9 protein-coding genes and 2 pseudogenes are annotated in these 11,449 nt (G+C 65.7%); 3 read left to right on the forward strand and 8 right to left on the reverse strand.

The window, feature by feature from the left end; genetic code table 11:
• Nucleotides 1–2 precede the first annotated feature (2 nt).
• Entirely contained in the window at nt 3–812 is an 810-nt protein-coding gene (locus ACYUME_RS22035) for a TatD family hydrolase (protein ID WP_460416872.1), read from the forward strand.
• Nucleotides 813–959: 147 nt separating this feature from the next.
• Here the strand turns inward: ACYUME_RS22035 and ACYUME_RS22040 are convergent, their stop codons facing one another.
• The 5 genes and pseudogenes from ACYUME_RS22040 to ACYUME_RS22060 all read right to left on the reverse strand — a co-directional run bounded on the left by ACYUME_RS22040 (nt 960) and on the right by ACYUME_RS22060 (nt 6,755).
• Complete coding sequence (locus ACYUME_RS22040) at nt 960–1,889, reverse strand: methyl-accepting chemotaxis protein (protein WP_460419423.1); 930 nt, start codon at nt 1,887–1,889, stop codon at nt 960–962.
• Nucleotides 1,866–2,939: pseudogene (locus tag ACYUME_RS22045) on the reverse strand (methyl-accepting chemotaxis protein); the annotation flags it as partial. The gene ACYUME_RS22040 and the pseudogene ACYUME_RS22045, both read right to left, overlap by 24 nt.
• A 168-nt stretch (nt 2,940–3,107) precedes the next feature.
• The gene (gene ampE / locus ACYUME_RS22050; RefSeq protein WP_460416874.1) at nt 3,108–3,938 is read right to left on the reverse strand and encodes a regulatory signaling modulator protein AmpE; all 831 of its coding nucleotides are present in this window, start codon (nt 3,936–3,938) and stop codon (nt 3,108–3,110) included.
• Nucleotides 3,935–4,501, reverse strand: a complete 567-nt coding sequence (ampD, locus tag ACYUME_RS22055) for a 1,6-anhydro-N-acetylmuramyl-L-alanine amidase AmpD (RefSeq protein ID WP_279880720.1) — start codon at nt 4,499–4,501, stop codon at nt 3,935–3,937. Before ampD ends, ampE begins: the two co-directional genes overlap by 4 nt.
• Before the next feature lie 103 nt (nt 4,502–4,604).
• Entirely contained in the window at nt 4,605–6,755 is a 2,151-nt protein-coding gene (locus ACYUME_RS22060; protein WP_460416876.1) for a DUF1631 domain-containing protein, read from the reverse strand.
• Nucleotides 6,756–6,999: 244 nt separating this feature from the next.
• Between ACYUME_RS22060 and nadC the strand changes: the two genes are divergently transcribed.
• Complete coding sequence (gene nadC, locus ACYUME_RS22065) at nt 7,000–7,848, forward strand: carboxylating nicotinate-nucleotide diphosphorylase (RefSeq protein ID WP_460416878.1); 849 nt, start codon at nt 7,000–7,002, stop codon at nt 7,846–7,848.
• Nucleotides 7,849–7,922: 74 nt separating this feature from the next.
• Here the strand turns inward: nadC and trxB are convergent, their stop codons facing one another.
• A complete protein-coding gene (gene trxB / locus ACYUME_RS22070) occupies nt 7,923–8,885 on the reverse strand; it encodes a thioredoxin-disulfide reductase (protein ID WP_028689829.1) in 963 nt (320 codons plus the stop codon).
• A gap of 327 nt (nt 8,886–9,212) precedes the next feature.
• Between trxB and cysZ the strand changes: the two genes are divergently transcribed.
• Nucleotides 9,213–9,941 (forward strand): sulfate transporter CysZ, encoded by a 729-nt coding sequence (gene cysZ / locus ACYUME_RS22075; RefSeq protein WP_279883354.1) that lies wholly within the window; start codon nt 9,213–9,215, stop codon nt 9,939–9,941.
• Nucleotides 9,942–9,967: 26 nt separating this feature from the next.
• On the opposite strand, the gene ACYUME_RS22080 is transcribed toward cysZ, so the two are convergent.
• Together ACYUME_RS22080 and ACYUME_RS22085 are read right to left on the reverse strand one after the other, a co-directional pair.
• Entirely contained in the window at nt 9,968–10,501 is a 534-nt protein-coding gene (locus ACYUME_RS22080) for a methyl-accepting chemotaxis protein (protein ID WP_460419425.1), read from the reverse strand.
• A gap of 60 nt (nt 10,502–10,561) precedes the next feature.
• Nucleotides 10,562–11,407 (reverse strand): annotated as a pseudogene (locus ACYUME_RS22085) (PAS domain-containing protein); the annotation flags it as partial.
• Nucleotides 11,408–11,449: the final 42 nt, after the last annotated feature.

The raw sequence follows: 11,449 nt of genomic DNA on the forward strand, positions 1-11,449 counted from the left end.
GCATGCGCCTGATCGACACCCACACCCACCTCGACTTCCCCGACTTCGACGCCGACCGTTCGCGCCTGCTGGCCGACGCGGCGGCGCGCGGGGTGGAGCGCATGGTGGTGCTGGGGGTGTCGCAGGACAATTTCCAGCGCGTGTGGGACCTGGCCTGCAGCGATGAGCGCGTGTACGCGGCGCTGGGGCTGCACCCGGTGTACCTGGAGCAGCACCGGCCCGAGCACCTGGTGCGACTGCGCGACTGGCTAGAACGCCTGCGGGGCGACCCTAAGCTCTGCGCGGTCGGCGAGTTCGGCCTGGACTACTACCTGCCCGAGCTGGACCCAGCGCGCCAACAGGCACTGTTCGAGGCCCAGTTGCAACTGGCCTGCGACTTCCAATTGCCCTCGCTGCTGCACGTGCGTCGCAGCCATGCCCAGGTGATCGCCACGCTCAAGCGCTACAAGCCGGCGCGGGCGGGGATCATCCATGCCTTTGCCGGCAGCTACGAAGAGGCGCGGGAGTACATCAAGCTGGGCTTCAAGCTGGGGCTCGGCGGTGCCGGCACCTGGCCGCAGGCATTGCGCCTGCGCAAGACGCTGCCGCGCTTGCCGCTGGACAGCGTGGTGCTGGAGACCGATGCGCCGGACATGGCTCCGGCGATGTTCCCAGGGCTGCGCAACAGCCCGGAACACCTACCCGAGATTGCCCAGGCGCTGGCCGAGGTCATGGGGATAGACCCAGGACTGCTGGCCGAGGCCAGCAGCCGCAATGCCTGCGAGCTGTTTGGCTGGCAGGCCACTCCTGCAGACCTGAATGTAACTCATTGATTTAGCTAGATTCTGTGGGAGCGGGTTTACCCGCGAAGCATCCAACACGATGCCTGGCACCGGCTCCGCCGGTGTTCGCGGGTAAAACCGCTCCCACACCAAGTTCCCTACGCAGGTGATCTCCAGCAGGGAACGTACCGCCATCGATCACACCCGAAACGCCCCGATCAACCGCTTGAGCTCCACCACCTGCGCCGACAACGCCCGGCTGGCGTCCTCGGTCTGGCAGGCGCCCTCGGTCGTGGCCTGCGCCGCCCGGTTGATCGCCACGATGTTCTGGTCGATGTCGTGGGCCACGGCGGTCTGCTGCTCGACGGCGGCGGCGATCTGCTGGTTCTGCTCGACGATCCCGCCCACCGCGCCGAGGATGTTGCCCAGCGCCTGCTGCACCTGGCGCGCTTCGTCCACGGTACCAGCGGCCATCTGGTGACTGCTGCCCATCACCCGCACCGCCGCGCCCACGCCCTCTTGCAGACGCTGGATCATCTGCGCGATTTCCTCGGTGGAGTCCTGGGTACGCCTGGCCAGGGTGCGCACTTCATCGGCAACCACCGCGAAGCCCCTGCCCTGTTCCCCAGCCCGGGCGGCTTCGATGGCGGCGTTGAGCGCCAGCAGGTTGGTCTGCTCGGCGATACTGCGGATCACTTCCAGCACGCGGCCGATGGCCTGGCTGTCGCCCGCCAGCTGGTTCACCGTGGCCACGCTCTGGTCGATCTCGCCGGCCAGGCGGGCGATGCTGCCCTGCTGGCTGGCCACCAGGTCGCGCCCCGAAGCGCTCTCGTGATTGACGCGCTGCGCGCCCTCGGCGGCCAGGGCGGCGCTGCGCGCGACCTCCAGCGCCGTGGCGCTCATCTGGTTCATGGCCGTGGCCACCTGCTCGATCTGCTCGCGCTGGCCGCTGACCGCCTGGTTGCTGCGACTGGATACCGACAGCACCTGGCCGGCCTGCTCCTCGACCGTGACCACGGTCTTGCCGACTTGCTCGATCAGGCCGCGAATGCGCCGCACGGTCTCGTTGAAGCCACGCCCCAACTCACCCAGCTCGTCCTGGCTGCTGGCCTGGAAGCTGACGGTCATGTCGCCGGCGGCCACCTGATCCATGGCGCGCCCCAGATTGCCGAGGGTGGCGCGGGTGGAGACATAGAAGCCGCTGTACAGATAGATGATCAGCGCAAACACCGTGGCCAGGGCGGCAACCAGTGCGACCATGCGCAACTGGTGCTGGCCCAGGCGATGCTCCAGTTGCCCTTGCAGGTGCGCGAGCACGGCGTCGTTGAGGCGATAGGTCTGGGCCATCAGTTCGCTGGATTGCTGGTAGAAAGCGACCCAGGGGCTGTCCAGGGTCTCGGCCACCACCACCTGGTCCTCGAACAACGTCGCGGCCTGCCTGACCGTGGCCTGACTGGCCTGGGCACTGGCGTCAAGGGCGGCCTTGGCCTGCGTATCGGCCGCCAGGGCGTCGTCGAGGCGCAGCGCATAATCGGCGGACAAGCGTTCCAGACGCTGCAGCAGGTCTTCGAAGCGTGCGCTGGCGGAGGAATCCATGAAGCCCCGCCCAAGCGCCACGGCGCCCATCGCCCGGCCTTCACCGATCGCCTGGGTGACCTGCGCCGTGGCGCTGCCGATCAGCTCGCTGAGCTGGCGTACCGAGGCCTCGCTGTCCTGCGTCAGCCCCGCCTGGCTGGCGACCAGCCTGCCCAGTACCTGAGCCTGGACCAGCAGCTTGTCGAACAGCGCCAGCTTGTTCTGCAGCGATGTCTCGCCCCTGGCGCGGGCAAAGGCCTCGGCCAGTTCGCCGCGCTTGGCTTCGACTGCCGGGTCGCTGCCTTCGAGGGTATCGAGCAGGGCCTGGACCTTGTCCTGCTGGGTGGCGACGCGGCTCTCCACATCACCGGCCTGGCCCGACTGGCCGAGCACGGCGTTGATCTGCAACAGGTTGCCCAAGGTCTCCAGGTCGCCGCGCAAGGCCAGGCTCTCGGCGAGCGGCACCAGCCCTTGCAGCTCGCCACGGGTGGCCTGGAGCTGGCTGTAGGCATCGCGGACCAGATAGAAGCTGGTGACCAGCATGGGCAGGAAGAACAGGACGCTGATCAGGCTGAACTTCATGCCGAAACTCAGACGGTCCATCAGTGCGATGGCCGGATAGAGCAGACGCTTCACAGGTCACCTCCTTGAATTCTTGTTTTTCTGCGGGGTAGCACTAGGCCATCTGTGGGCCGAAGCCTTGTATAGCGCAAATTGAATTCAAGGTTTGTAACTTATGGTTAAACGTGGCGTGTATTGGCCGGCAATACCTCAGACCAGAACGGTCCACAGGGCAAAGCAGGCATACCACAGCACCGCGCAGCGCAGCAGCAGTTCCCACAGACTGTCCAGTCGCTCCAGGCCGCGCTGGCGATCTTCTTCCTCGGGAATGTCATCGGCCACGCGCCCGACCTTGGCCACCAGGTGCCCGGCGCTGATGTGCCAGTCGAGCAGTTCGTGCAGCATCACCCGGGTCACCGCGACGAAGTTGCCGACCAGGGCAAAGCTCACCGCCATCACCCGCACCGGCAACCAGTCCATGGCATGGCGCAGCTGCCCGGCCAGGGTCTTGAGCGCCGGCTGACGGCTGTTGTCGGCGGTCAGGGCGAGCAAGCGATAGGCCAGTGCCGCGCCCGGGCCCAGCAGGAAGTACCAGAAGATCACCGCGAAGAAGCTCTGGTAGGCCTGCCACAGCAGATGCCCCTGGACCCGTTTGATCAGGCCCTGGGCATCGTCGGCCGCCAGCCCCAGGTCACGCTCGGCCACATGCAGCGCGGCCTGCTCGTCACCTCGGCGCCAGGCATCACGGAACGGCCCCAACGCCGCTTTCACATCGCCACGCCCCAGGCTGTAGACCAGCACCAGCAGATGCACCGGCAGCGCCAGCAGGCCGTAAGCCACCGGCTCCAGCACATGCAGCAGCAGCGCCAGCAGCGCCACTGGCGCGAGGATCAGGATGGCCAGCGTCCACCAGGGATGGACCTTGCCATTGCGCTCCAGACGCACCAGCTCGCCCAGATAGAAGCCGTCGCGCTGCAACCGCTGGCGCAAGGCGGAGAATTTCTCGACCCACAGCGCCAGCACCAACACCAGAAAACTCATGCCTTGTCCTCGTTGCGTTGCAGCGCAGCCCGATAACGCGCCCAGTCGAAGGCCGGGCCGGGATCGGTCTTGCGCTGCGGGGCGATATCGCTGTGGCCGCGGATGCGTTGCGAGTCGATCACCGGCCAGGCCGCACGGATCTCGCGGGTCAGCCGCTCCAGGGTGGCGTACTGGGCATCGGTGTAGGGCAGCTCGTCGGTGCCCTCGAGCTCGATACCGATGGAAAAATCGTTGCACCCCTCACGCTCGCCGAAGCGCGACACCCCGGCATGCCAGGCGCGATCGAGCAACGAGACGAACTGGGTCACCGCGCCATCGCGCTCGACGAACAGGTGCGCCGAGACAGTCAGGTGGTTGATGCTCGCGAAATAGGGATGCTCGTTCGGGTCCAGGCGGTTCTGGAAGAACTGCTGCACCTTGCCGGTACCGAAACAGGCAGGCGGCAGGCTGATGTTGTGAATGACCAGCAGCGAGATGGCCTCGCCCTCGGGGCGGGCATTGAAATTCGGCGAGGGGCAGTGGCTGACGCCGGAGAACCAGCCGGTCGCACGGTCCAATTGCATGGGGCAGATCCTGAAAAACGCCGGAGGCAGGCCGTCAGTATGCCGTGCGCCGATGGCGCTTGCATGTAAATGATTGTGCGCGGATTTCAGGGCGCCAGCGGCATCACTGCGGCCGCTGCCCGTGCAATTGCTCGAGCACCGCATCCAGGGCGCGCTCGAACAGCGAGCCGGCATCGAGCAGGCGCACCTCGCCACGGCGCAGCGCCACGGCGAGCCCGGCGCGACTCCACTCGCGGACCTTCAGGCCGGTACGGTTGGCGAACACGATGCGATCGCTGCTGTCGATGCGCGCCACCAGCTTGCAGCGCAGCGGCTCGTCATCATCCAGCACCTCGACCCAGGTGCCGACGGGCAGGCGCTGCACCTGACGCAGGGCCGGATCCTGGTCGTCGAGCTGCAGGCATGGCCTCGGGGCGAGCTCATCGCTGACAGCCAGGACGATATCGTCCTGCACCAGCACTTCGGGCAGATCATCGTCACCTTGCAGCGCCCCGCCACAGGCCCGCAGGTGCAACTGCTCCAGTTGCAGGAAAAAGTCGCGCGTGACCGCCGAGTCCAGCGCCACGCCCGCCAGGCCCTCGCGCAGGGCCTTGAGCAGGCTCGGTACCCGGGCCAGCAGACGGGATGGGTCCTGCTGCGGCGCGACGCTGGCGAGCAGCTCGTCCACCGTCGCCAGCGCCTCGTCCCATGCCGTGGAAGTATCGCCTTGCTTCAGCCAGGCCAGCAGCAGTACCTGGCTCCAGGCCTGTTCCAGCATCTGCACCAACGCACGCGGCAGCACCCGGCCGCGCAGACGCAGGTTCAGTTCGTGCTGTACCCGCTGGCGCGCCAGCAGCGCCCGCGCCCGGCCTTCCTCCGCGTCACGGGTGCGCTGCTCCAGCAACTCGTTGCGCCGCCGCTCGTCCTGGCTGAACGCCAGAAACTCGTCGAGCAGCTCGCTGAACAGTCCGCAGTCCTCGGAAAAGTCGTTGAGCAGACGCTGGACGATACGTTCCACCTGCAGGTGCAGACTGTCGCGCAGGCCTTCGGCGCTGTTCTCCCAACCGATCGCCACCGACGCGATCTCGTTGAGCAGGCGGCGCGCCGGGTGGCTGGCGCGGCTGAACACCCCCTTGTCGATGAGCGCCACCTTGAGCAGCGGGATCTGCAGGCGACCGATCAACGCCCGCAGGCTCGCGGGCAGGTTGGCGTCTGCCTGGATGAAGGCGAACAACAGGTCCACCAGGTTGATCATGTCCTCGTCGCTGGTGGCGATGCGCCGACGCGTGCCACTGCGCACGCTGACCCGCAGCAGCAGTTGTTCGAGTTGCTGGCCGAGGTTGAAGTCGTCCGGCGCGCCGGGTGCCGGCACGTAGTGCTGCAGGTGGGTGAGCAGTCGCAGCAGGTCGCCACTGCTGATCGGCTGGGCCACGCCGACGGTATGCAGGCGCGGTGCCACGCGCCCCCGGGTTGGCGCCAGCAACGCCTGCAGGGAGGCGAAGAACGCCTGGCCGGCGCTGTCCGCCCCTGGCGCATGCAAGGCCGGATCAGTCGGCGTGCGCCGGGCGATGTCGCGTCGGTCCTCGGCGCGCCGACGCGGTGCGGGCTTGAGGTCGGGCAATACCCCGGCACTGGCCAGTAACTGGTTGGCTTCGCCATACAGCAAGTCGAGGTCACGCAGCACCGCGCGCTCGAACAGCTTGAGCAGCACCAGCTTGACGTTGGCGCCCACGCCCAGGCTGCGCCCGGCCTCGAGGAAATAGCCACACAGGCTGGCGGGACCAAGCGGGTTGCGTGGCTCGTCCAGGGGCGTCTCGAGCAATGCGGCGAAACGCAGGTTCAGGTGCTCGAGCATGAAGCCATCGCGCGACAGCACCCGGTCGACCATGGCCTGCACCGCCACCGAGCGCTCCAGCGACACCCCGCCCTGGGCCAGCTGCGCACGGACCAGCGACGCCAGCGCATCGTTCTGCCCAATGCGGGCGAAGGCATCGTAGAAGGTATCGAGGAAGCCACGCTCGATGCTCTTGCGCTTGAGGCGCAGGTCGCGCATGGCTTCGAAGTAGAGGTTCTGGTCGAGACGCCCACTGGCCTTGTCGGCCATCTCGAAGAGGGTGTCGTCGGCATTGTCGAACAACGCCTGCAAGCCCTGGCGCAGTTGCAGGGCAGCCTTGTCGCGCACTTGCAGGAGCAGCACGGGAAGGCACGGCGAGGACGCGCGCGCGCCCCGGTCGAGGGTGGTCGCCAAGGGCACCACCTTGCCTTCTTTATGCATCCCGGACTCCTTGCTGGATGTTGGTTGTTCGACTGGAAGGAAAATCGTCAAAGCTATGACGCCAAATACTGGGCGCCATTATCGGTGAAAAAAGTGACAGCTGCCAGCGCGTATTCGCACGCCCTGAACTGACACTGCAATCGCCAATCCGCTCGCGCGTCCCGACCAAAGGTCATCGGCCAGGCAGCTGTACACGCCGCCCCCCTGCCCTATAATCGCCGCCACCTAGCTTGTGGAGCCGACCATGCCGAACCTACGTCTCGCCGACCTGACCGCCGAAATCGAAGCCAACGTGCGCCGCGCGTTGCTGGAAGACATCGGCAGCGGCGACATCACCGCCCAGCTGATCCCGGCCGAGCGCCTGGCCAAGGCCACCATCATCACCCGCGAGGACTGCGTGGTCGCCGGCACCGCCTGGGTCGATGCGGTGTTTCGCCAGCTCGACCCGCGAGTCGCGGTGCATTGGCAGGTGGCCGATGGCGAGCGGGCCACGGCCAACCAGGCGCTGTTCCATCTCGAAGGCCCGGCACGCTCGCTGCTCAGCGGTGAGCGCACGGCGCTGAACTTCCTGCAGATGCTCTCGGGCGTGGCCACCCGCGCGCGTTTTCTGGCCGACCTGGTGGAGGGCACCCAGGTGCGCCTGCTCGACACCCGCAAGACCCTGCCGGGCCTGCGCCTGGCGCAGAAGTACGCGGTCACCTGCGGTGGTTGTCACAACCACCGCATCGGTCTGTACGACGCCTTCCTGATCAAGGAGAACCATATCGCCGCCAGCGGCGGCGTGGCCGAGGCCGTGGCGGCGGCGCACCGCATCGCGCCGGGCAAGCCGGTGGAGATCGAGGTGGAGAGCCTGGACGAACTGCGCCAGGCGCTGGCGGCCGGGGCCGATATCGTCATGCTTGACGAGCTGACCCTGGATGAGATGCGCGAGGCAGTGCGCATCACCGCCGGCAAGGCCAAGCTGGAGGCCAGCGGTGGGGTGAACGAGAGCACCCTGCGGGTGATCGCCGAGACGGGCGTGGACTACATCTCCATTGGCGCGATGACCAAGGACGTGAAGGCGGTGGACCTGTCGATGCGCCTTAGCCTCTGAGGTTTTCGCAAGGCATGAAAAAACCGGCCAGATGGCCGGTTTTTTCATCGCGGGGCTGACCCGCAACGGCTGGATCAGTGCGCGGCGTTGGCCAGGCCGTCCAGGTAGCGCTCGACGTCCAGGGCCGCCATGCAGCCGGCGCCGGCCGAGGTGATGGCCTGGCGGTAGACGTGGTCGGCCACGTCACCGGCGGCGAACACGCCTTCGACGTTGGTGGCGGTGGCGTTGCCTTCACGGCCGCCATGCACCACCAGGTAGCCGTCCTTGAGGGTCAGCTGGCCTTCGAACAGCGAGGTGTTCGGGGTGTGGCCGATGGCGATGAACACGCCGTCGACCTTGATCTCGTCGAAGCTGCCATCGTTGTTTTTCAGGCGCGCGCCGGTCACGCCCATGTTGTCACCCAGCACTTCGTCCAGGGTGGCGTTGAGCTTGAGCTCGATCTTGCCTTCGGCGACACGGGCGTGCAGCTTGTCGATCAGGATCTTCTCGGCGCGGAAGGTGTCACGGCGGTGTACCAGGGTCACCTTGCTGGCGATGTTGGCCAGGTACAGCGCCTCTTCCACGGCGGTGTTGCCGCCACCGACGACCGCGACCGGCTTGTTGCGGTAGAAGAAACCGTCGCAGGTGGCGCAGGCCGACACGCCCTTGCCCATGAAGGTTTCTTCCGACGGCAGGCCCAGGTAGCGGGCACTGGCACCGGTGGCGACGATCAGCGCATCGCAGGTGTAGGTGCCGCTGTCACCACGCAGGGTGAACGGCTTGTTGGCCAGGTCGACCGCGTTGATGTGGTCGAAGACGATCTCGGTCTCGAAACGCTCGGCGTGCTCCTGCATGCGCTGCATCAGGGCCGGGCCGGTCAGGCCATGGGGGTCGCCCGGCCAGTTGTCGACTTCGGTGGTGGTGGTCAGCTGGCCGCCAGCCTGCATGCCGGTGATCAGCAGCGGCTTGAGGTTGGCACGGGCGGCATACACCGCGGCGCTGTAACCGGCAGGGCCGGAACCGAGAATGATGACGCGCGAATGACGTACTTCAGACATGTCGAACTCCTGTCGAGCGGGCCGCACGGGGCCGGCATCATGGTGCCGGATGCGCCAGCTGGAATTAAAAAGGACCCACGCAGCACTTGGGGAAGGCTACAACGCGTCGGTCCAAAAGCAAAAAAGTTGAGCGCACTGTAGCGAGGCCGCAGAGATTAAGGAAATATCCTTCGACAATCCACCTTATAGACAGTCTCTATCCGATGAAGAAACCGATAGGCATTGTCCAGATCCTTTGTTACATGCCGTGTCCCTGAAGCGCCGCGCCTTTCGTCGGCGCGTCAAACTCGGTAAGGTCAGCGCGATTTCCTCAAGCGGAGCACTCCGATGCAAGCCCCCGTCCTTTCCGGCCCACAGTACCTGCGCGAAGGCCTGAAACTGGTCCTGAGCCCCGGCCTGCGGCTGTTCGTGCTGCTGCCCCTGGCGGTGAACCTGCTGCTGTTCGGTGGCCTGATCTACTTCGCCGGGCACCAGTTCAGCCTGTGGGTCGATGCGCTGATGCCGACCCTGCCCGAGTGGCTGAGCTTCCTCAGCTATATCCTCTGGCCGCTGTTCGTCGCCCTGCTGCTGTTGATGGTGTTCTTCACCTTCACGATGCTGGCCAACGTCATCGCCGCGCCGTTCAACGGTTTTCTCGCCGAGAAGGTCGAGGTGGTGGCGCGCGGGCAAGACAATTTCCCACCGTTCAGCTGGGGCGAGCTGCTGGCCATGGTGCCGCGCACCTTCAGCCGCGAGATGCGCAAGCTGGGTTACTTCCTGCCGCGGGCCATCGGCCTGTTCATCCTGTCGTTCATCCCGGTGGTCAATGTGATCGCCGCGCCGCTGTGGCTGGTGTTCGGTATCTGGATGATGGCCATCCAGTACATCGACTACCCGGCGGACAACAACAAGATGAGCTGGCAGGACATGCTCGCCTGGCTGCGCGAAAAACGCTGGCAGTCGATGGGTTTTGGCGGGATCACCTATCTGGCGCTGATGATCCCGGGGGTCAACGTGCTGATGATGCCGGCGGCGGTGGCCGGCGCCACGTTGTTCTGGGTGCGCGAGCGCGGTTGACCGACCATCGCGGGGCAAGTACCCGGTCAGTGACTCAACTGGCTGGAGAACTGCCCCACCGCATCCACCACCTTCTTCGCCCCTTCCTGAATTTCCACGATCACCCCACCGGTATCGGCCGCCAGGGCCAGCCCTTGCTCGGCCTGGCGCTTGCTGGTGTCGATGATGTCCACTGCGGCCTGGGCCAGCTGTTCGTTCTGCTGCACGACCTTGGCGATTTCCTCGGTGGCGCTGCTGGTGCGCGAGGCCAATTGGCGCACTTCGTCGGCGACCACGGCGAAGCCACGGCCCTGCTCGCCGGCACGGGCGGCCTCGATGGCGGCGTTGAGCGCCAGCAGGTTGGTCTGCCCGGCGATGTCGCTGATGGTCTTGATGATCGCGCCGATCACCTTGGACTGCTTGTCCAGGGCCTGGATGCCGTCGGCGGCGTCCTGCATCGAGCCTTCAAGGCCACGCATCACCTCGACGGTCTGGGTCACCACGTCGGTGGCCTTGCGCGCGCTGCTGTCGGTTTCCAGCGAGGTGTTGTAGGCGATGTCCGCGGCCTGGGCCACGGCCATCTCCTGGTTGACCTGATCGGTGATCACCGTGGCGAACTTGACCACTTTGTAGAGTACGTCGTGGGCATCGATGATCGGGTTGTAGGACGCCTCCAGCCACACCACTCGGCCATGGGCGTCGATACGCTTGAAGCGCTCGGCAACATATTCACCACGACGCAGCCGCTCCCAGAACGCTTGGTAACCCGGCGAGTTGGCTTCTTCCGGTTCGCAGAACATGCGGTGCGACTTGCCACGAATCTGCTCCAGGCTGTAACCCATGGTCTGCAGGAAACGGTCGTTGGCGGTCAGCACCTGGCCTTCGAGGTTGAACTCGATCACCGCAGTCGAACGCATCAGGGCCTTGATCAGGCTTTCATGCTCGCGGGAAGTCTCGATGGTCCGGGTCAGGTCACTGGAGTGCAGGGAGAAGTACTTGATGCGCCCTTCGCTGTTCTTCACCGGCTGCAGGATCGAGCGCAGCCAGGCTTCCTCGCCATTGCCGCGCAACAGTCGGAAGGCGCCGTTGAGGTGCTCGCCACGGGTGATCGCATGCTTCATGCGCTGATAGAAATCGAGCTTCTTCACATGAGCCGGCACGATCTCCTCGATGTTGCGCCCGATCAGTTGCTCGGCGCGGTAGCCCATTTCGGCCTCGAAGTTGCCGTTGACCGACTCGATGCGCCCCTGGGGATCGAGCTGGAGCACCAGCATCTCGCTGTCGAGGCTGTTCTTGACCTGCTCGACGGACATCAGCTCTTCGCGCAGTTGCTGGATTTCTTGCTTCAGTTTGCTGTTGAACATGGCCGCTCTCCCGGAGCGCATTGCGGTAATCGAATGCATCTGCATCGGCTGGCTCCAGCGAGTTCTTGAGTGCCTTGCAAGGAAATAGTCATACGGATGAATGTGCCGGAAATCAGGCGTCATCAGCACGTCACAAAACCGTCAAATGAGCGCAATCGGGCCGGC

The organism is Pseudomonas sp. microsymbiont 2, from assembly GCF_054788395.1.